General features: G+C 29.3%; 19 protein-coding genes. 16 read left to right on the plus strand and 3 right to left on the minus strand.

Translation table 11 applies throughout. The features are described 5' to 3' along the window. The first annotated feature begins 21 nt into the window (after positions 1-21). From IC175_RS11215 to IC175_RS11285, 15 genes are all read left to right on the plus strand, one after another. A complete protein-coding gene (locus tag IC175_RS11215; RefSeq protein ID WP_227851516.1) occupies positions 22-1440 on the plus strand; it encodes a YfcC family protein in 1419 nt (472 codons plus the stop codon). Positions 1441-1687: 247 nt separating this feature from the next. Beyond that, positions 1688-2095 (plus strand): MerR family transcriptional regulator, encoded by a 408-nt coding sequence (locus IC175_RS11220; protein ID WP_227432616.1) that lies wholly within the window; start codon positions 1688-1690, stop codon positions 2093-2095. Between the two features lie 65 nt (positions 2096-2160). Then, positions 2161-2715, plus strand: coding sequence for a flavin reductase family protein (locus tag IC175_RS11225; protein WP_227835340.1), 555 nt, complete (start codon positions 2161-2163; stop codon positions 2713-2715). A 229-nt stretch (positions 2716-2944) separates the two neighbouring features. Further along, on the plus strand, positions 2945-4063 hold the full coding sequence (locus tag IC175_RS11230; protein WP_227851517.1) for a C45 family peptidase: 1119 nt from the start codon (positions 2945-2947) through the stop codon (positions 4061-4063). A 157-nt stretch (positions 4064-4220) separates the two neighbouring features. After that, on the plus strand, positions 4221-5090 hold the full coding sequence (locus tag IC175_RS11235) for an AraC family transcriptional regulator (protein WP_227851518.1): 870 nt from the start codon (positions 4221-4223) through the stop codon (positions 5088-5090). Between the two features lie 379 nt (positions 5091-5469). Then, a complete protein-coding gene (locus tag IC175_RS11240) occupies positions 5470-6015 on the plus strand; it encodes a PTS glucitol/sorbitol transporter subunit IIC (RefSeq protein ID WP_227432620.1) in 546 nt (181 codons plus the stop codon). 12 nt (positions 6016-6027) lie between these two features. Further along, positions 6028-7041 carry a PTS glucitol/sorbitol transporter subunit IIB gene (locus IC175_RS11245; RefSeq protein ID WP_227432621.1) on the plus strand — a complete coding sequence of 338 codons (1014 nt, stop codon included), beginning with the start codon at positions 6028-6030 and terminating at the stop codon, positions 7039-7041. Between the two features lie 220 nt (positions 7042-7261). After that, positions 7262-9235: a BglG family transcription antiterminator gene (locus IC175_RS11250; RefSeq protein ID WP_227432622.1), complete on the plus strand. Its 1974-nt coding sequence runs from the start codon at positions 7262-7264 to the stop codon at positions 9233-9235. A 50-nt stretch (positions 9236-9285) separates the two neighbouring features. Further along, positions 9286-9645 (plus strand): transcriptional regulator GutM, encoded by a 360-nt coding sequence (locus IC175_RS11255; protein WP_227432623.1) that lies wholly within the window; start codon positions 9286-9288, stop codon positions 9643-9645. A gap of 28 nt (positions 9646-9673) precedes the next feature. Continuing rightward, a complete protein-coding gene (locus IC175_RS11260; RefSeq protein WP_227432624.1) occupies positions 9674-10030 on the plus strand; it encodes a PTS glucitol/sorbitol transporter subunit IIA in 357 nt (118 codons plus the stop codon). 37 nt (positions 10031-10067) lie between these two features. Next, a complete protein-coding gene (locus tag IC175_RS11265) occupies positions 10068-11360 on the plus strand; it encodes an NAD(P)H-dependent oxidoreductase (protein WP_227432625.1) in 1293 nt (430 codons plus the stop codon). 456 nt (positions 11361-11816) lie between these two features. After that, complete coding sequence (locus IC175_RS11270; protein WP_227432626.1) at positions 11817-12455, plus strand: helix-turn-helix transcriptional regulator; 639 nt, start codon at positions 11817-11819, stop codon at positions 12453-12455. Positions 12456-12461: 6 nt separating this feature from the next. Beyond that, positions 12462-13304 (plus strand): pyruvate, water dikinase regulatory protein, encoded by an 843-nt coding sequence (locus IC175_RS11275; RefSeq protein ID WP_227432627.1) that lies wholly within the window; start codon positions 12462-12464, stop codon positions 13302-13304. A gap of 63 nt (positions 13305-13367) precedes the next feature. Then, the gene (ppdK, locus tag IC175_RS11280) at positions 13368-15995 is read left to right on the plus strand and encodes a pyruvate, phosphate dikinase (protein ID WP_227432628.1); all 2628 of its coding nucleotides are present in this window, start codon (positions 13368-13370) and stop codon (positions 15993-15995) included. Between the two features lie 228 nt (positions 15996-16223). Further along, positions 16224-16469: a hypothetical protein gene (locus IC175_RS11285; protein WP_227432629.1), complete on the plus strand. Its 246-nt coding sequence runs from the start codon at positions 16224-16226 to the stop codon at positions 16467-16469. Between the two features lie 165 nt (positions 16470-16634). On the opposite strand, the gene IC175_RS11290 is transcribed toward IC175_RS11285, so the two are convergent. From IC175_RS11290 to IC175_RS11300, 3 genes are read right to left on the minus strand one after another with little or no spacing between them, the layout of a single operon-like run. Then, positions 16635-17951: a TolC family protein gene (locus IC175_RS11290; RefSeq protein WP_227432630.1), complete on the minus strand. Its 1317-nt coding sequence runs from the start codon at positions 17949-17951 to the stop codon at positions 16635-16637. A 22-nt stretch (positions 17952-17973) separates the two neighbouring features. Then, positions 17974-21105 (minus strand): efflux RND transporter permease subunit, encoded by a 3132-nt coding sequence (locus IC175_RS11295; RefSeq protein WP_227432631.1) that lies wholly within the window; start codon positions 21103-21105, stop codon positions 17974-17976. Positions 21106-21109: 4 nt separating this feature from the next. After that, positions 21110-22333: an efflux RND transporter periplasmic adaptor subunit gene (locus tag IC175_RS11300; RefSeq protein ID WP_227851519.1), complete on the minus strand. Its 1224-nt coding sequence runs from the start codon at positions 22331-22333 to the stop codon at positions 21110-21112. Positions 22334-22583: 250 nt separating this feature from the next. On the opposite strand from IC175_RS11300, the gene IC175_RS11305 reads away from it, so the two are divergent. Then, a complete protein-coding gene (locus IC175_RS11305) occupies positions 22584-23069 on the plus strand; it encodes a MarR family winged helix-turn-helix transcriptional regulator (protein WP_227432633.1) in 486 nt (161 codons plus the stop codon). Positions 23070-23142: the final 73 nt, after the last annotated feature.

The following is a 23142-nucleotide window of genomic DNA, read 5'->3' on the forward strand; positions in this document are numbered from 1 at the left end:
TCTAACAAAGGGGATTAGGCTATGACTAATAAGAGTAAAATCAAAAAGAAAAAATTAGCATTCCCGGATGCATATGTTTTGATGATAGGTTTAATTATATTTGCAGCCATAATGACCTACATTGTTCCTTCTGGAACATATAATAGAGTTGAAGATTTAAATACTGGAAATATGATTGTGCAAGCTGGAAGTTTTACATATGGAGAACAACATCCTGTCAGTATAATGGATGTATTCAGAGCTATACCAAGCGGGCTTGGAAAAAATTCTGTAACAGTTTTTTTTGTACTTATTATTGGAGGTGCATTTGGTATAGTAAATTCTACTGGCTCACTAGATGCCCTAATTGGTAGAGTTATCTCCAAAAGTAAAGGAAGTAAAAAAGGTGAGATTATAATTACATGTCTAGTATTGACTTTTGGACTAGCTGGTGGAGTTGTAGGAATGTATGAAGAATGTATTGCATTCTTACCTATATTGATGACCTTATGTATTGCTTTGGGATATGATGCATTAGTTGCTTCAGGAATTTTATTGTTAGGGCTTGCATCAGGTTATGGTTCAGCTACTATTAATCCTTTTACAGTAGGATTAGCACAAGGTATTTCAGGTTTACCACTTTTTTCAGGTATGTGGTTTAGATGGATATTTTGGATTTGTACAATGATTTTACTTTCTACATATATAATTTTTTATTGTAAAAAGATAAAAAAAGACCCAAGTAAAAGTTTAGTGTCAGACATTGATTATAGTCACTGGCAAATTGATGAGTCTTCTGTCGGGGATAAGTTATCTTCTGGAAATATTAGAGTATTAGTTACATTCTTTGGAGGAATACTGGTTCTGATGATATTGATTGTAAAATTTTCTTTAGGAATGTCGGATTTATCAGCTTATTTCTTTGCTCTAGGAATTTTATGTGGAATAGTCTATGGTATGAATCCAAATAAAATTGCCTCTGGATTTGTAAAAGGGATGCAAGAGATGGTCTATCCAGCTATTTTGATAGGATTTGCATCTAGTATAGTAGTTATATTAGAACAAGGAGTAATTTTAGATTCAATAGTTCATGGATTGTCATTAGTGTTAAATTATGTTCCTAGGATTTTTAGTGGAGGAGCAATGATGATTATGCAATCTGTAATCAATTTCTTTATACCTTCAGGTACAGGTCAAGCTATGGTAACTATGCCACTTATGGCTCCACTTGCAGATGTTATTGAGATACCTAGACAAGTTGCAGTTTTAGCTTACCAAATGGGTGATGGATTTGCAAATGGAATAGTACCAACGCTAGGCGTTCTTATGGCTGGAATATCTATTGCTCATATCCCTTATACAAGATGGTTTAAATTTGCATCAAAGATAATACTTATGGAATTAGCTTTAGGATTTATATTTTTGATGATTGCAGTACAGATTAATTTAGGTCCTTTTTAAAGTGTTAAAAAATACATTTATATAATTTTAAAATAAAATATATTGGGATTGAACATATTAAATTATAAAATTTATAATATAATAAATTACATTTAAGTATAGTCTCTAAAATAAAAGGTGAACTTTATATAGTTCACCTTTTTGATTTACTTTTTTAATTTATAAAAAAAGTTTTTAAAAAGACTTGACCTGAAGTTAACTTAAGGTTGTATATTAAAAAAAGATAATTATAAGGAGTGTGATGCTTATGACAATTAAAGAAGCCTCAAAACGTACTGGAATATCAGTCGATAATTTGCGTTATTATGAAAGGATTGGTTTGATTCCACCTATTCCTAAAAATAAATCTGGAATTCGTGATTATGATGAACGCGCTATTCATTGGATTGAGTTTGTGATGAAGTTTAAAAAAGCAGGTGCTTCTTTAGAAGCTATTATTGAATATGTACGACTTGCATGCTCTGATGATGATACAAAGGAAGTACGTAGAGAAATATTGGTGGAAGTAAAGGAAGATTTGACTACACAGATTAGTAAACTTCAAGAATGTTTAGATGTTGTTGAGTATAAAATTGAAAATTACTATAACCTGTGTGACCCTGTAACACAAAAAATGGTTAAGGAGTGGAAAGAAAAGCATGAATATAAAAAATAATGCTTGACCTTAAGTTGAGTTAAGGGAATACAATATAAAAAATAAAATAAAAGAGGTAATTATATATGAAAAAAGATTTAGGTTCTGTAATAGGATTATATCCTACACCATTAGTAGTAGTTGGAGTAGTAATTAATGAAAGACCTAACTGGATGTTAGTAGGACATTTAGGTATTATTGGACATGACCATATTATGGTAAGTTTAGCAAAATCACATTATACGAATAAAGGAATTAAAGAAAGCAAAGTGCTTTCTGTAAATATTGTAGATGAGTATATGTTGTCAAAAGCAGATTATGTTGGTTGTGTAAGTGGAAGTAAAATTGATAAATCAAAAGTATTTGAATACGAAATAGGTGATGAAGGTGCACCACTAATAAAAGAATCAAAACTAAACATGGAATGTTATGTGGATGATATTTATGAAACAAATGGATTTGAAAATTTTATCTTAAAAATAAGTCATACATATGCAGCCGAAGAAATTTTAAATGAAGAAAGCAAAATCGATTATGATAAATTAAAACCAATTTTATTTGAAATGCCTGGATATACATATTTAAAAACAGGAAATACATTTGCTAAATGTATGACACTTAGAAAGAATGAAGGGGAATGATTATAATGCACTAGTAAAACAAGCCCAACAAGAAATACAAAAAGGTATTATGCCTAGTATTAAAAAAACATCATATGATTTAAATGATATAGAAACTTAAATAATCCTATATAAATCTGGTACTTATTAGACCTTTTAGATTTGTTAACTTATCATAGCAAAAAATATCATGAAAGGTTATAGCTCTGATGATAAAATTAAATACAAGATATATGTAGGAGGAAATAATATGGAGACCTTAAAAGTAAGAACTTTCGAATTATGTGGTACAAATTATGAAATAGGGTATGAGTTAGGAAAATCAATTGTAAATATACCAGAGTTGATAGGTGAACAAATTAATAAATCTAATGTTTTAACTAAAGAAGAAGAAAATCATATGGTGGAGTTATTTGATAAATATTGTCCAGGGCTTAATGAAGAATTACAAGGTTTTGCTGATGCTATTAATGTAAATCAGAATCAAATTTTATACTATACTATGACATATCTTAGACCAGGTTGTAGTCAAGTTGCATTAGCACCAGAATTAACTGAAAATGGTCATGTACTATTTGCACGTAATTTTGACTTTTCACACAAGATGGAGGATTTTGTATTATGCAGAACTAAGGTAGCTGGTAAATACGCACATATTGGGACTACAGTAATGCAGTTTGGTAGAACTGAGGGAATGAATGAATGTGGTTTAGGTGTGAGTCAGTCATCTTGTGGTTTACCTGTAGGTAATTCAGAGGGACTGAGAAAGCCAGCTGTTGTAGGTTTACAATTTTGGGCTGTTATTAGATATTTGTTGGAAAACTGTAAGGATGTAGAGGAAGCATTGGTATATATAGAAGACATGCCAATAGCATATAATATTAATTTATTGATTGCAGATAAGTCTGGAAATATTGCACTTGTAGAAACTTTAGATGGAAGAAAAGACATAAATAGAATAAATAAGGCAGAAAGTGAAAGGGAATCATTTTTGCATTCTACAAATCATGTCCATATTGAGGAACTTCATAAACTAGAACCACAATCAATGAGCAATTCTATTCATAGATATAAATTAATTAAAGAGTATATAGAAAGTTCTAAAAAGATTGGAGAGAAAGATTTAATTAATTTATTGACTTCAAAATATCCACAAGGTCTATCTTGTAATTATTATAATGATTTTTTTGGAACTTTAAAAAGTATAGTTATGGACCTAACTATGGGAAAATTTAATATTTTATGGGGTGGATTGGAAGACAATGGTTGGAATAGTTACTATTTAAATGATAACTTTAAGCATACAACACAACTTGTAAATATAAATATAGAGAAATCACCATCAGATTTTTTTAAATTAATTGAATAAGAAATACTCTGATTATCCTATGTAGTTATATATACAAAATAAAATGAAAGTGCTACATAATGTTGAATTGTTTATGATATTTTAGTATAGTAAACAAAATAGTGTTACTTAAAATATTATAATACTTGAGAATATTAAAGAGAATAGGGGGATAATCTTGGATTATTTAAAGTATTTTGAAAAATCTATAATATATATTGAAAATAACTTAAAAGAAGATATAAGTGTAAATGATGTAGCAAAAGAATCTGGATATTCTTATTATCATTTAACACGTTTATTTAAATTTATGTTTGGTGAGAGTGTAGGAAGTTATATAAAAAAAAGAAGATTAGTTAATAGTTCTAAAGAACTTTTATACAGTGATAAAAAGGTACTAGATATAGCAATTGATAGTGGTTTTGAATCTTCAGAAGCATTTAGTAGAGCATTTAAATCTATATACAAGGTCAGTCCCATAGAATATAGAAAAAATAGAATAGATGTATTTGTTGGAAAGAAGAAAAAACTAGAATTAGATTTTATGAAACATTTAGTTGAAAATGTAACAATCAAACCAGTTATAAAAGAGATAGATTCAATAAAAGTAATTGGTATAAAAGAAAAAGTAACACTAGAAGATGAGTCATTACCTAGTTTGTGGGAAAAATTTAGAGAAGTATACAATATGGTGCCAAACACTTTGCCATCAAACAGAGCATTTGGAATTTGTGAAGCAACTCCACAAATACATCTACTTAGTGAAACTATGGAATTTAACGAAATAATAGGGCTTGAAGTTAGTAGCTATGAAAATATACCAAGTTTATTTGTTTCAAAAAATATTGATGGAGGAAAATACGCTGTATTCACTCATACTGGTAGCTTGGACAAGCTAGATAAAACTTATGAATATATATGGGGAACTTGGTTCTTAAGCACAAAGGAAAAAATTGATATAAGAGATGATTTCGAGATATATGATGAAAGATTTTTAGGACCTGATAATGTAGATTCACAGATTGATATTTGTATACCTATAAAATAACTGTAGATAAAACTAAAAATAAGCTGAAATAGAAAGTAGATGCTCAGAAAAGAGCATCTATTTTTTTATTTATAGTAGCTATCGACAATTTCGATAATAAAATAAATAAAAACAAGTTCTTAAATTTCTAAGAAAAATTTAAAATATAGTCATAATAAAATTTGTATATTTCTGAAAATTCTAATTAGTACAACTTTTTCCTTTGCAAAGTTGAAAAAAGATGTATTAATTTATCAAAAATATTATATTAAAATGATATTAATCAAAGAAAAACATTTATAATAATAGTATATCTTACAGAAAAAGGATACAATTTGTAGAATTAAAGCTAGTCAATAAAATTAAAAATTTAAAGAAATTATAGGGAGGTTATAATCTTATGGAAAACGTTATTACAGGTCTAAGTAAAGGTGCAGAGTGGTTTATTGGTTTATTTCAAAAGGGAGGAGAACAATTTGTAGGTCTTATATCAGGGACTCTTCCAACATTAATCGTTTTAATGGTAGCTATTAACTCATTGATTAAAATAGTTGGTGAAGAAAGAGTAAATAAATGGGCTTCTAAACTTGGAAGAAATGCTTTTACAAGATATACTTTGCTTCCATTAGTGTCAGTATTTTTCTTAGGAAATCCTATGTGTTATACATTTGGTAGATTTCTAAAAGAGGAACATAAAGCAGGATTTTATGATGCAGCTGTTTCATTTGTACATCCAATTACAGGACTTTTCCCACATGCAAATGCAGGAGAACTTTTTGTATGGCTAGGTATATCAGCAGGTTTAACTACATTAGGTAAGGAAACAACTACATTAGCATTATGGTATTTTATAGTTGGTCTAATTGTGATTTTTATAAGAGGTGTAGTAACAGAAAAAATGTACGCATTTTTAACAAGAAAAAATAAAGCAACAAATAAGGCTTAGGAGGGGTTTAAAATGGATGAAAATAGAGTATTAAAGATAGAAAAGGGAACTTCTGGTTGGGGAGGACCTTTATACATAAAAAAAGAAGCAACTAGAAATAAAATATTGTCAATGACTGCTGGTGGTATTCATGAAGTGACATTAAAAATAAAAGAATTATTGGATTGTGAGGTTATAGATGGATTTAAAACTGGGATTCCTGATGAAGAGGTGGCAGTAGTTATTATTGATTGTGGTGGAACAGCAAGGTGTGGGGTTTATCCAAAGAAGAAAATACCTACAATTAATGTAAATCCAGTGGGAAAAACAGGGCCTTTAGCAAAATTTATAACTGAAGAATACTATGTATCAGATGTTAATATTAATTGCATAAGTATTTTAGATGGTGAAGAAACACAAAAAAAATCTCAAGAAAATAAAAATGAAAGTCAAAGTTCTATTAGAAAGCCTGATAATTATAATGAAGTAAAATCAAAAGCTCAAGAAGAATATGCGAAGAAAAACATAATACTTTCTATTGGGCAAGGAGCAGGACAAGTAGTATCAAAGTTTTATGATGCGGGTAGAGATACCATCCAAATGATAATGAATAATGTAATACCATTTATGGCATTTGTAAGTATGCTTATGGGAATTATTTTGGCATCTGGGTTAGGTGATTGGATTGCAAAGGTAATATCGCCACTTGCAGGAAACATTGGTGGTTTGTTAGTTATATCAATAATTTGTACACTTCCATTTTTATCACCTATATTAGGCCCTGGAGCAGTTATAGCACAGGTAGTAGGTACTCTTGTAGGAACACAAATTGGTCTTGGTGCAATACCAGCATATTTAGCACTTCCTGCTTTATTTGCAATAAATGGGCAAGCTGGCTGTGACTTTGTCCCAGTAGGATTAAGTTTAGGAGAAGCAGAACCAGAAACCGTGGAATATGGCGTACCAGCATTATTTTACTCTCGTTTAATAACTGGGCCAATATCTGTAATTATTGCGTATGGCGTTGCAATATTTGCATTAAGATAGTATTTTATGTTGTTATGAGATTTAAACTTAATTAATAAAATTGTAAATGTAAACTTAAGCTAGTCAAAATTTTAGTTAATGAAAGACTAGCTTTTGTAGTATTAATTAGGAGTGATTATTGATTTGGATTAATACTAAATTTTCCTCTAGCAAAGTGAAATTTTATGTATTAATTTGGTTTCAAGTTTGTACTAGAATGAAATCAAGGAGGAGATGCAAAATGAATGTAACTGAGAAAATTCCTTCTATTGACCGTAAAATATTCAAGATATTGATTATGTGTAGTAAAAAAGAGTTTGTAAGTATTGATTCAATAGCAGACGAATTGAATGTTACAACCAGAAGTGTCAGAACATATATAAAGCAATTGAATAAAGATTTAGGAAGTAACATAGCAATAATAAAATATATAAAAGGTCAAGGCTATAAACTAGAGATAAAAGATAAGCAAATACTCAATAAGATTATTGATGTGAATAAAAAAAGTGTATTTTCATTAAATTCAAAGGAAGAGAGGGCAGAGTTTATACTAAATTATTTGATAGAACTAGATGGATTTATTACACTGGATAGTCTAGCAGATGAGATGTGTATAGGAAGAACTACGCTAGTAAATGACTTTCAATATGTAGAAAAGGTATTAAATTCTTATAATTTGAATTTAGTAAAAAAGCAAAATACAGGAATGAAATTGCATGGTAGTGAACTTGATATTAGGTTACTTATATTAAATCAGTTGTATAAAGATTCAAGAAAAGATTTAAATAATTCTAAGTACTTTAAATGTATCAAAAAAGAAGAAATTGCAAGTTTAGAAGAAGAATTATTGACTTTATTTAAAAATAATAATTTTTATGTTACAGATGAAATGCTCAGAGAAGTTTTTAATTACATAGTAGTTTTGATGTATAGAGTAAAAGAACAGAAGATAGTAAAAGAGTATGATGTAAAATTTGATTTACTTAAGTCATATGATGAGTATCTTATTGCTGGGGAAATAAAGAATATTTTATCAGAAAAATTTGAATATATTTTAAATGATGAAGAAATTATTTATTTAACTATACCATTAGTAAGTGGAAATGCACCAGCATCAGAATGTGCTTTAAATAGTAGTAGAATAAATAAAAATATTGATGATTTAATGGAAAGCATATTCAATCAGATATATGTTGATATGGGTATTTTTATAAATGAGGATGAGTTAAGGGTAGGACTTGGATATCATCTTAGTTTTACACTGAACAGGCTATTATTTAATATAAAATTAAAAAATGTATTGTTAGAAGAAATCAAACAAAACTATATACTTCCATTTAAGCTGGCACAAATAGCAGGAAAAGTAATAGAGAAAAAATATAATCTAGAAGTTTCTGAGGATGAAATTGGTTATATAGCAATTCATTTTAGTGGATACTTAGAAAGAAATAGTAGTAGATTTTATTCAATTAGGAAAATAGCAATTATATGTGGGACAGGTCTTGGAACAGCAAAACTATTAAAAATAAGAGTTGAAAAATTGATAGGAAATAATCCTAAAATTGATACTCTTTCAAGTTTTAATTTGAGAAACATTAATTTAGATGAATACGATATAGTTTTTACAACTATTGATTTAGATACATCAAATATAAATACAATAGTATTAAAAATCAATACAATATTTGATGAAAATAAATTGAGGGAACAATTAAAGACCGTATTATGTTTAAGAGAAGGCAACATAGATACTACTGATTCTCCAAATTTACTAATAAATAATTTGTTAAATGAAAATAAATTTATGATATTAAATGAAAAAACGATACTTGATTCATTAGAAAAAATGATGGACAATCTTATGGATTTGGGATGTATTGATGATAATTTTAGAAAAAATATAATCAAAAGAGAAGAAAAATCTCCTACAGTTTTTGATAAAGGTTTATTATTTCCTCATGCTGTAAATGAAAAGTCAGATAAATTTTTAATGGCAGTTGGGGTTTTAGAAGAGCCAATATTTTATGCAAATAGAAGTATAAAAATAATACTTATGACAATGTTTCCATGTGAGGATAAGGTGGATTCAGATTTATTGGTAAAGATTTATGAAGAAGTTTTAAAGATAGGACAAAATGTAAAATTAACAAATAAGATAAGTAAATGTAGAAGCTTTGTAGAATTTAAAAAAGTATTGATTGAGAATATTATATAGGTTTTGTATAGGACTAAAAAAACAAATTAATTTATGAAAGGTGTGTAAATATGAAACTACTTATAATTTTATTTGTTGTTTATGTTTTAAATACTTTGTTTGTAATGAATCAGAATAAACTATATTTCAAAGCCTTAAATAAAGCTAAAAAAATGGGCGATATAGTGTCTACAGGAAAAAAGAAAAGTTATTTTTCTAAAGGAAGTATAGCTATTATATCTTCAGATTCAGAGGGATTTATAAAGTGTGGAGAAATTTTAAAAGGTCGCACAGTGATGGCTAAGTTTAAAGAGATTGAAGATATAAAAGGATTGGACATATATAGTGCAGAGCAAAAATTTAAAGATGAAGAAAGTATTGTACAAGCTATAAAATTTATAAAAGAAAAAATAAATGTTTCTTTTAATTAATCTAATATAAATTATCAGGAGGGATATCATGAAGTATGAAGTTAAGATAAGTGGGATAGGCAGTTTAGTTGAAGAATTAATAAATGAAAGCAACTGTCTTATTATATACGATGAAACTATTAATGATGAAGATTTGAAAGATATATCTGTAATTCATTCAATATCAACATTAAAAAGTAATGTTGAAATAGGGGATACACTTACAATAGGAAATCGAGATTATTGTATAGTTTCAGTTGGTGATATTGCTCAAAATACTCTTAGAGAAATTGGTCACTGTACAATTAAATTTGATGGAGAAGATAAAGTAAATTTACCTGGAGAAATACATGTAGAAATTGGAAAACCAGATATAAAGATTGGAGATTTAATAACTATTTATTAATTTGAAAAATAAAATTATTATAACAGGAGGAATTGATATGTTAGATTTAAACAGAAAACTTGCAAAGCTAGAAGAAGAAGGTAAAAAAATAAAAGTAGCTCTTATAGGTGCTGGTCATATGGGTAATGGAATGGTAAGTCAAATGGCAAATATGAAAGGAATGGAAGCATCTATTGTTGTAGATATAAATCTAGAATTAGCTCGTAAAGCATTTACTGATGCAGGTATAGAAGAAGAAATCATAGATAATGTAACAAATGAAACAGATGCAGAATTAAAATTACAAGAAGGAAAAGTATTAACATGTAATGACTTTCTTGTGGCTTGCAAAACAAAGTCAATAGATGTAGTTATAGATGCAACAGGAGGTATTGCAATTGGTGCAGAAATAGCACTAAATGCTATTTTAAATAAAAAACATATAGTAATGTTAAACGCTGAAACTGATTGTGTTGTTGGTCCAATACTTAAAAAATTAGCAGATGACGCAGGAGTAATATTTACAGGTTCTGCAGGAGATGAACCAGGGGCAGTAATGGGTCTATTTGATTTTGCAGATGCAATGGGATTTGAAGTTAGAGTAGTAGGTAAAGGTAAAAACAATAAACTAGATTTAGACTGTAATCCTGATACTGTAAAAGAAGAAGCAGAAAGAAAAGGAGCTTCACCTCATATGATAGCTTCTTTTAAAGAAGGTACTAAAACAATGGTAGAAATGGCTTTAATGTGTAATGCAACTGGATTTGTACCTGATGTAAGAGGTGGGCATGGTATTGAAGCTACAGTTAATGAAGTACCTAAGAAATATGCATTAAAAAGCGAGGGTGGAGTATTAGATAATTATGGTGTAGTTGATTTTGTAAATGGTATAGCACCTGGTGTTTTCGTTGTAGTTGCTCATAAATTAAAAGCAGTTAATGATGAATTAAAATACTTAAGTATGGGTGATGGACCTAATTACATATTATATAGACCATATCATTTATGCAGTTTAGAAACTCCTTTATCAGCAGCAATGGCAGTTTTAGAGCATAAGGCTACAATAGTGCCTAAAGCTGGATTAGTTGCAGAAGTTATGACTATAGCTAAGAAAGACTTGAAAAAAGGTGAGTATATGGATGGATATGGTGCATATACATGCTATGGCACTATAGAAAAATATGATGTTGCAAAAGAAATGAATGCTGTACCTATTGGTTTAATCAGTAAAAAGACTAAAGTTATTAAAGATATTAAAAAGGGTGAAGTTATAACATATGATATGGTAGAGATAGAAAAAGATACTACTTTATATCATTTAAGACAATTACAAGAAAAAATATTTGGATAAAATTTATTGTATAATAATATAATATAGATGTTATTTAAAAGAGGGTTGATGGTTATTTTAAAATCAGCCCTTTTAAATTTTTTTATATTTTTTGAGAGAGTGTTTTGATAAATCTTATTTTATAGTTTGTTTACAGTTAAAAATCTTACTAGTAGGTTTAATTTAAATTAATTCTGCAATTTTATATTCATATTTAAGATAATATAATTAAAAATTTTAATATAAAATGAATTAAAATAGCCAATTATGTATTATAATATTAACTGTAATACTAATATAGTTCTATTAATTAAAGAAATATCCCCCATTAATATACAATAAATATCTTTAAGCAAAAGAACTTGGTAAAAAATATATCGTATTCAATAAAAAATCTGTTTACAGAATGGTATATATAGTTATATAATATACTATATAAGATACGAAAAGATAAAAAGTATAGCACAATGAAAGAAGGTGATTATTATTCAGCTTAATGAAAGACAACTAAAAATAATAGATATAGTTAAGGAAAATGAACCAATAACGAGTGAAAGTATTGCCTCCAGCTTGAATGTGACTCGTGCTACACTTAGATCTGATTTAGCTATATTAACAATGACAGGAATACTAGACGCAAGACCAAAAGTTGGATATTTTTATTCAGGAGTTAGTGAAATTAATTTAATTGGTAAAAGTATAAAAGAAAAAACAGTAGAAGATATAATGAGCATGCCTGTACTAGCTAAGAAAGACGAAAGTATATATGATGTAATAGTCACTATGTTTTTATCTGATGTAGGGAGTATAGTTATTATAGATGAAAATGAAGAATTATGTGGAGTTGTTTCTAGAAAGGACTTATTAAAAGCAACTATAGGAGGTTCTGATATAAATAAGATGCCAATAGGTATGATAATGACAAGAACTCCAAATGTAGTTACTTTGACTAAGGGAGCAAGTGTTTTATTAGCTTCAAAAAAAATAATAGAACATGAAGTAGATTCGATTCCAATTGTTGAATATAAAGAAGAAGACAAAAACCATATGAGAGTTGTTGGGAGAATATCAAAAACCAACATAACTAAGCTATTTTTAGAAATAGTTGACAATTAAGGAGGTATGCTGGTGAAAAACCTAATTATATATGCAGTATCAGACTCAGTAGGGGAGACTGCACAACAAGTTGCAAAAGCATGTATGTCACAATTTTATGTAAATGAAACTTATGAAATAAAAAGATTTCCATATATGATTAATAAGGGAGTATTACTTGAAACACTAGAAAATGCAAAAGCTGAAAACGCTTTGATTGTATATACATTAGTTGATGAAGAGCTATGCAGTATTGTTGAAAGATATTGCGAAAGAGAAGGTCTTAGTTGTATAGATTTGATGACAGATATATTAAGGGAAATAAGTAAAAGAACTGGAAGAAAACCAAAAAGAGAAGCTGGTATAATCAGAAAATTAGATGAATCTTACTTTAAGAGAGTTGAGGCTATAGAATTTGCAGTAAAATATGATGATGGAAAGGACCCTAGAGGAGTTCTTCAAGCAGACATAATTTTAGTGGGAATATCAAGAACATCTAAAACTCCTTTAAGTATGTATTTAGCTAATAAAAATATAAAAGTAGCTAATGTACCATTAGTTCCAGAAATACCAATTCCTAAAGAAGTATTTGAAATAGAAACTAAGAAGATAATAGGTCTTACTAATTCACCTGAAAAGTTGAATGAAATAAGAACTCAAAGATTAAAAGCTTTAGGGCTATCTAGTAAAGCTAATTATGCTAACTTAGAAAGAATACTTCAAGAATTAGACTATTCAGAAGAAATAATGAAGAAAATTGGATGCCCAGTAATAAATGTTTCAAATAAAGCAATTGAAGAAACTGCAGGTATAATTTTAGACATAATGAAGGAAAATGGTCTAAAAATATATAAAGAAATAGAAATTTAATAAAATGTTTAATAATAAAAATGATATAAATTAAAATAAAAAAGATTAATGGGGGATTTAACAATGGAAACTAAGTATGTTTATAGTTTTGGTGAAGGAAGCAAAGACATGAAATCTTTACTAGGAGGTAAAGGTGCCAATTTAGCAGAAATGACTAAGATAGGCTTACCTGTCCCTCCTGGATTCACTATAACAACAGAGGCATGTAATGACTACTATGTTAATAATGAAAGTATAAGAGCAGAAATAATAAAAGAAATAGAAGCACATCTAGCTACTTTAGAAAAAGATTTAAACAAAACATTAGGATGCAATAAAAATCCACTACTAGTATCAGTTCGTTCTGGTGCAGTATTCTCTATGCCAGGAATGATGGATACAATACTTAACTTAGGTCTTAATGACAATAGTGTTATTGGTCTAGCAGAAGCTACACAAAATGAAAGATTTGCATATGATAGTTACAGAAGATTCATACAAATGTTTTCTGATGTTGCTATGGAAGTGCCAAAATACAAATTTGAAAATGTACTAGATAGAGTAAAAGAAGCAAAAGGATACACAGTTGATACAGAACTTACAACTGATGACTTAAAAGAAATAGTAAAAGAATTTAAAGCAATATACAAAAAAGAAATAAAAAGTGATTTTCCACAAGACCCAAAAGAGCAATTAATGCTTGCTATAGAGGCAGTGTTTAGATCATGGAATAACCCTCGTGCAATCGTATACCGTAGATTAAATGATATAGCTCATAATTTAGGAACAGCAGTAAATATTCAATCAATGGTATTTGGTAATATGGGAGAAACTAGTGGTACAGGTGTTGCATTTACTAGAAATCCAGCTACAGGAGAAAATAAATTATTTGGTGAATTCTTAATGAATGCTCAAGGTGAAGATGTTGTTGCAGGTATAAGAACTCCTCAAAATATATCAACTCTTGCTGAAGTAATGCCAGCTGTATTTGATGAATTCGTAAAAATTACTCATATACTTGAAGGTCACTATAAAGATATGCAAGATATAGAGTTTACTATAGAAAATGAAAGATTATATATATTACAAACTAGAAATGGTAAAAGAACAGCAGCAGCAGCAATAAATGTAGTAGTTGATTTAGTTGAAGCTGGAATAATAGATGAAAAAGAAGCTATAATGAGAATTGAGCCTAATCAATTAGACCAGTTATTACATCCAAAATTTGAAGATAAAGCTTTAAAAGAAGCTAAAGTTATAGCAAAAGGTTTACCAGCATCACCAGGTGCAGCAAGTGGTAGAGTTTACTTCAATGCTGATGATGTAGTAAAAGCAAATGAAAAGGGAGAAAAAGTAGTTTTAGTTAGACTAGAAACATCTCCAGAAGATATAGAAGGTATGGTTAAGGCTGAAGGAATTCTTACAGCTAGAGGTGGAATGACATCACATGCAGCAGTTGTTGCTAGAGGTATGGGTAAATGTTGTGTTGCTGGATGTGGAGAAATAAAAGTTGATGAGTTTAATAAAGAAGTAAGAGCTCTTGATGATATAGTTATAAAAGAAGGAGAGTACATTTCTATAGATGGTTCTACAGGAAATGTTTACTTAGGAGATGTTAAGAAAACAGAAGTTTCTTTAACTGGAAACTTTGAAAAATTAATGCAATGGGTAGATAAGCATAAATGTATGATGGTTAGAACTAACGCAGATAATCCTAGAGATGCTCGTGCAGCTATAGAATTTGGTGCTGAAGGTATAGGTCTATGTAGAACTGAGCATATGTTCTTTGATGAAGACAGATTACCAGCAGTTAGAGAAATGATATTGTCTAATACAGTAGAGCAAAGAGAAAAAGCTCTTGAAAAAATATTACCAATGCAAAGAGAAGATTTTGTAGAGTTATTCAAAGTTATGGATGGAAAGCCAGTTAATATAAGATTACTAGATCCACCACTACATGAATTCTTACCTCATGATGATGAAACTATAGAAGAACTTTCAAAAACTATGGGAATAAAAGTAAGTGATATTAAGAAGAGAATAGTTGATTTAGATGAATTTAACCCAATGCTTGGGCACAGAGGATGTAGACTTGCAATAACTTATCCTGAAATATGTGTAATGCAATCTAAGGCAATAATACAAGGTGCTATAGAAGCAATAAGAGCAGGTGTTAAAGTTTCTCCAGAAATAATGGTTCCATTAATTGGAGAAGTAAATGAGTTAAAGATAATAAGAAAAATGATAGTAGAAACTGTTGATGCTATAATCAAAGAAGAAGGAGTAGAAGTTCCTTATACTGTAGGTACTATGATAGAAATACCTAGAGCTTGTTTAACAGCTGATGAAATAGCACAAGAAGCAGACTTCTTCAGTTTTGGTACTAATGACTTAACTCAAATGGCATTTGGATATTCAAGAGATGATGCTGGTAAATTCTTAGGTCAATATGTAGATGAAGAAATATTAGAAAAAGACCCATTCCAAGTACTAGACCAAAATGGTGTTGGTAAGTTAGTTAAGATGGGAGTTAAATTAGGTAGAGAAGTTAAACCAGAATTAAAACTAGGAATATGTGGAGAACATGGTGGAGAACCATCTTCAGTAGAGTTCTGTTATAATGTAGGACTTAACTATGTATCTTGTTCACCATTTAGAGTGCCAATTGCTAGACTTGCAGCAGCTCAAGCATCTATAAAAAACCCTAGATAATAATATATTATAAATATATATAATTAAACTAAAATATTATATCTCCTATATATCAATGTATCAAATAGAGTATTTGTAAATTGAGTATAGGGGATTTTTATTTTATATTATTATAAAAAAACTAATTTATATTATAGTAGGTGAAACGTATTTAATTATGTTGCATACATTATTGTAAGAGAGAAATTTCAACCAATAATTAAATTGAGTTTACTGGAGGGGATAAAGTTGACAAAGTGTCCTAAATGTGGAAAAGAAGTATCATCACGTCCAGGTAGTATATGCCCACGATGTGGATTTAAAGTAGTAGAAGAGAGTCTTAAAATGAGATGCCCAGAACCTAGCTGTAGAGCATTAGTATCTAGGAAGTTGGACTATTGTCCTAAATGTGGATGTAAGCTGAAAGGATATAATATTTCAGAATTTGTTAATATGGTCAGATGTAAAATAGATGAAACATTTGATAAGAAGTAATTAAATTAAGCTTTAGACTTTATTTTGTAGTGAAGAATATATGTGTTCTTAGAATCAATAATATTTTAGTAAATAGAAAAAGAGTTGAACTAATAATAAGCCAACTCTTTTTCTATTTTATTGAGCAAATTTATTTTAGTAAATAAATGCTTTTATACAACAGTATTATTTTTTGCCTCCATCGCTAAGTATCCATGGCTTTTCTATACCATTTTTTAATGAATTATAGTTTACAATAAGTGTATCATAGCTATTTTTAGCATCTTCATTGCTTACTACTTGTTTTTTATAGTCAGTTAGAGTAATCAATCCTAAGTCATATCTTAGCTTAGTATTTTTTAATTGTTTTTCCGATAATTCAAGCTGTTTTTTAGTTGTTCCAATTGTATCTTCTAAAGCAAGTAATTGTGCATAGCTATCAATCAAGCCTTTTTTTAGAGCTTTTTTACTATCCTCTAGTGTAACTAAGCCATTTTCAGTATTATATTTTTGTTGAAGATAATTTGCATATGTAGTAAGTCCAGATGCATAAGTCTGTCTTTCAAGATTGTATGCTTCAACTGCTTTTTCATATTGCTCATAATCTTTATCATATTTCTTCTTAAGAACTTCATATTCAGCATCAGTTAAACTACCTTGTTCTGGTTTTGTAGGAGCAACTGGTCTTGTAAGATTAGGTCTATCTGGTAAATCTGCCTTATTTTCATCGTCATCATTAAAACTTTCTTCTGTACGTTCTAAAATCAATTGGTCATACTTTAAGTATTCATTAACCTTACCTTCCATGTATGAATCAACTGAACCACCTACTCTAAAAGACTCAAAACGGTATTCTTTATCTAATTGATAGTTGTCTAAATTTATATTAGTCAACAACTTAAAATAATCTTGATTATTTTTTAGTTCTTGAAGTTTAGATTTTTGAGTATTTTGTAGCGTCTGAAGTTCAAGCTCAGCTGACTCAGTTTCCAATGATGTCACTAGACCTAAATCCTTTTTTAGCTTCATATCTTTAATTTCTTTAGTTTTTATCTCAAGATTATTTTTTATTTTATCTAACTCATTTTCTCTTGATACTAAATCATTATACTTATTAGTAATATCATTTGCTATTTGGTCTTCCATAAAATATTTTGCCTGTTCGCTTTGATTTTTAAGAAGTCCAATTTGGTCATATGGAAATGAGTTGTCACTTCCAGTAAAACTATCAAATTCATCCTGTACTTCTAGTTTTTCTTTTAACATTTTTATTTCTTCTGATTTCATTTTTAATTTTTCACTATTTTTAATTGCTGCACTGACAGCATCTCTAGCAGTTAAAAGTTCTTTTTCAGCCGTTCTTTTAGTCGAGTCACTTAAGGTAGCATTATCAACTTTATTTATAGAAGAAGTATTATCATTTGCATAGGCTGGCATTAAATTAGCTGTTATTATACCAACACCACATCCAATTGCAATTATTTTACTAACTTTTTTCTTCAATACAATCGCCCTCCATTTATATTTAAATTTTAGCTTTTAATTTTGGTTTCTTAAATATTTTTCCTTTTATATCTCCTATTTTATCTGTTATTTTACCAAATATTTTAGGCATCCTATCTGAAAACTTATTTTCCCACTTATCAAATATTAAATATATAGTAGGGATAAGTACTAGTGTTATTAGTGTAGATACAGTAAGCCCACCCATTATAACTACGGCTAGTGGTTGCATTGTTTCTCCACCTTCACCAAGAGATAATGCTGTTGGTAACATACCTAGAATTGTTGTTGCAGTTGTCATTAAAACGGGTCTTAGTCTCGCAGCACAACCAATTGAAACCAATCCAATTAAATCATTACTACTATTTGCTTTTCTAAGTTGTTCTATGTAGTCAATAAGAACTATACCATTGTTAACAACGATACCGATAAGTAAGATTATACCTAACATACCTACAGTACTTAAACTTTGACCAGTTACCAAAAGAGAAAGTACAACTCCAACAAATGCAAATGGCACACAGAACATTATTATAAATGGTTTACTAAATGATTCAAATTGAGCTACCATTACCATATAAACAAGTGCTATGGCTATAACCATTGAGAATCCAAGACTGGCCATAGATTCATTCATCATTTCTGTTTCTCCACCAACACCAATAGAGTAGTCTTTAGGGATTAGCATCTTATTAGTTTTTTCTAATGCTAATTTTGTAGCTGTACCAGCATCTAAATTATCAAGTGTTGCAGTTATATTTACAGAAAAATCACCATCAGTTCTTGATATGGACTGTAAACCATCTACCATTTTTATATCCGAGAAAGCTCCAAGAGGTACTTCATTTCCAGTTGTAGAATTTACTTTTAACTGTTTTATATCTTCTAGATTATCGATACTATCTGCTTTAAACTTTAGATTTACATCGACTTTGTAGTCATCAATAGTAGCAGTAGTAACTGAATCACCATTTATTGCAGTACGCAATAATCCTGCAATTTCTGCTGTATTTACACCGTATTCTTGAGCTCTATGTTTGTCTATTGTAAATTGAGCTTCTTGTGTTGTATCTGTAAGGGAAGTCTCTACATTTCTAAATCCTTTTATAGAACTGAATTCTTTTTCAACTTCTTTTCCTAATATCTTTAATACATCCAAATCAGGGCCCTTCATCTCTAATGTGAAGTCTGCTCCTGAAGTTCCACCCATAACACTACTATTTTGACTTACATTTATTTTACAATCTGGAACAGTAGCAACTCTATCAATTATTTCTTTTTCTATTTCATCGGTAGTTCTTTTTCTATTTTTTTGAGATTCCAATTCAATTGCTATACTTGCACTATTATTATTTGAGTCTGATGTCAAACTTGTTATCAATGTCTTGATTTCTGGAATATCTGAAACTTTTTTCTCTGTCATAGACACATAATAATCATTAGCTTCTAAGCTAAGACCCTTTGGAAGTTCTATAGAAATAGCCAATTCTCCTTTATCTGCTGCAGGCATAAAGTCCATACCTATAAAGCTCATTCCGAATAGAGAAGCTACAAATATAAGTAAACTTGATATTACTACTAATTTCTGATGTCTCAAGCATACACTTAGTAATCTTTTATATCCTTCACTTACCTTATCAAATATAGGGCTATCTTTTTCTTTCATTTTTTCACTACTTTTACCTCTACTTAGTTTTGCAAATACACTAGGAACAAGAGTAATTGCACCTATAAAAGAGAAGGCTAGAGAAGCTATAAGTGTTTTACCTAAAGCCCCAAATGTTATTTTGGCTATACCTTCTGTAAACATAATAGGTAAGAATATAGCTATAGTAGTCAATGTTGATGCTAGTATTGCATTGGTGACAGTTCGTGTACCTTCAATAGCACAATCATCAATGCTCAAACGACCACTTTTCCTGTATTTAAATATGTTTTCAATTACAACTGTAGCATTATCAACGACCATACCAACTGAAATTACCAATGAACTTGCAGTGATAAGGTTTAAACTTTCGCCTGTAAAATAGAGAACAGCTATTGCTCCTATTATAGAAATTGGTATTGCCACTGCAACAACTAATGAAGCTCTTACACTTTTTAAGAAAGCAAATATTACTACAAATGCAATAACTGCACTTATAAGTAAATTGCTCATTACACTGTTTATTGATTCGCTTATGTAAGCACTTGTATCATTGGCAATTTTAATTTTAAATTGTGGATTTTCTTTATTCAATTCATCTACATATTTATATGCATCTTGCATAACTTTTACAGTATTTGCATCTTGTTGCTTAGAAATATCTATTACTAAACTGCTTTTTCCATTGTATCTATAAATACTATCTTTGTCTGCAAATCCATAATCTACACTACAAAGAGTATCTAAGTTAACAGTGTTTCCTCCTTTTACAGGAATTTGAATCTGTTTTATATCATCCAAAGATTCTAATTTATCAATTGATCTTAAGACTATCTTATCTTCACCTTGAGTAATTGAACCATAAGGGAATGTTTTATTACTAGATGATAAAATACCTTTTATAGTTGATAAACTAACTCCATAATTTGAAAGAACTGATGGGTCAGCTATTACATTAACTTGAGCTTTTTCTCCACCTTTAATGTCTGCTGATGTAGTACCATCTATAGATTCTATTTTAGGCTGAATTACATCTTCAGCGTATTTTCTTAGTGCTTGTGCATTATTATTTCCACCAGATATAACAAGCTGACCTATAGCTTGTGCATTCATATCTAATTTTAGTACTGTTGGCTTAGCTGCATCATCTGGTAAACTAGTTTGTAATGCATCTACTTTAGATCTAACATCGTTCATTATTTCATCTAGGTTGGTTCCAAATTCAAATTGAGCTACGACCATAGAAACACTTTCTTGTGAACTTGATATAGTTGAGCTTACATTTGAAACAGATGATAAACTTTCATCAACTTTTTGGCTAACTTGTTCGTCAACGTCTTGAGGACCTGCACCTGTCCAAGTAGTCATAACCATTACAACAGGTATTTCTATATCAGGCATTAGATTTATTGACATTTTTTTATATCCAATACCACCAAAAACTATTAATACTAAGAAGACCATTATGATTGTGAGAGGACGCTTAACGGAAGTATGTGTTAAATTCATAATACTATTTCTCCTTTTCTACAGGAAATATCTTAGTTCCATCAGAAATAAGACTTATACCCCCAATAACCACTGTATCTTTTTCACTTACACCACTTTTGATTGCTATTTTATCCTCTGTTACAATTCCAGTTTGAACTAATGTTTTCTTTGCTATGTTATCTTTAGTTGCTATGTATACATATTTTTTTCCCTTTTCTTCAAATATTGCTTTTTTAGGTACTGTAACAGCTCCATTTTCTTTTTCAACGCTTAAGTTTACTTGTGCAGACATTCCTGCTTTAAATTTGTTGTTAGTATTAGTAACAAGTATTTTAACAGGATATAAAGATGTCTGAGGGTCAACTACTGAAGGAACATAATCTATCTTTCCTAAAACTCTTTGGTCTTCAATAACAACATCTACATTACCATCCTTTTTAAATTTAGCTATATCTGCTTCTGCTACATTTAAGCCTACTTCTAATATATTAGGATTAGAAATCACAAAAGCTGGTTGTGATTGTGTTATCATCTCTTTTGAGTCAAAGTTTTTGGCTGTGATTGTTCCATCCACTGGAGCTTTTAATGTCAGCTTATCTAAGTTACTCATTGCTAAGTTATATGATACTTGAGCTTGGTCAAGTTGTTTTTTAGCAAGTGATTTAGCTTGAGGTATACTTTTTGAAGTTGCTGTATTGTATGCTCTTTGTGCAGAATCTAGTTGTTGTTTTGATTGTTCTAAAGCAACTTCTATTTTTTTAAATTGGTCTAAACTAATTACTTCCTGCTCATAAAGAACCTTGTTATTGTCATAATTTCTTTGGGATTCATCATATTGAAGTTTTGCGCTATCAAGAGCTGTTTTTGCTTGATTCACTTGAGCTTCTAATGCACCCCCAGTAGTACTTGCATAACTTGCTTTTGCTAAATCTAGTGATGCTTTAGACTGTTTTACACTGTTTTCTAAATCTTCACTAGTTATACTCAATAAATCATCACCTTTTCTTACATTTTGGCCAAGTTTCACATAAACTTCTTGAACTGTGCCAGCAGTTTGAGCAGTAACTGATGTCTCATCTTTAACTTTTGTAGTTCCTGAGAAAGCATTTGTATTTTCTATTTCTCCACCTACTGCCTTTTGAACAGAGACTGCTATAGGTTTTTCTGGTTCAGGTTCATCTGTTTTTCCACATCCAACTAAGAACAGTGAACTACACATTAAAAAAACTACTAAATATCTTTTCATATCTCCTCCTATTATATTTTACACTAGCTTGTTGTAGAATTTAAAGTGTCTTATAATTTAAGTTTAGTTTTAGGCTAATTAAAAAACTTCCCTTTTTTGGCATTTTATAATTCTCTAATTTGATTATAAATTTATAATTATTATGAGTCAATAACTTTTTCTTGTTTTAAATTTATTAATAGTTTATAATTTATACTATAATAAGTAATGAATATTTTATTACAGTATTTATTGAAGGGATGTTACAAATATGGATAACGATAATATACTTAAAATAGCAGACTCTTTTTTAGACTTTTTATTTGTACTTCAAAATAATATATTCAAAGAAAACGATTTGTTAAAAAAATTTCAAAACAACTCAGATATGATGAAAGAGTATTTTGGAGAGTGTCCAATGGCTCCATCACATGCAAAGGTAATTCTTTATCTTATGACATCAAATTCATCATCAATTTCTCAAATAGCTTCTAATTTAGGAATACTAAAATCAAATATGACACCAATTATTGATAGATTGGTAGAGCATAATTTAGTAAATAAATTTCCTGACCCAAAAGACAGAAGAGTTCTTAGAGTTGAATTGACAGATAAAGCATTTGAATTATTTGATATTGTACAATCTATTCTTAAAGAGTCTATAGTAAAGAAACTATCAAATCTTTCTGATGAGGAACTAACTTTATTAGATGAACATACACTTAAACTATCAGAAATAGTAAAAAAATTAGTTTAAATGTACATATGAGAAGTTATTATATAAAGTTAAATTTTTACACAAAGCAGAAATAGCAGTAGTATAATATATT

The organism is Clostridioides sp. ES-S-0123-01 (genome assembly GCF_020658415.1).
GTDB lineage: Bacteria > Bacillota > Clostridia > Peptostreptococcales > Peptostreptococcaceae > Clostridioides.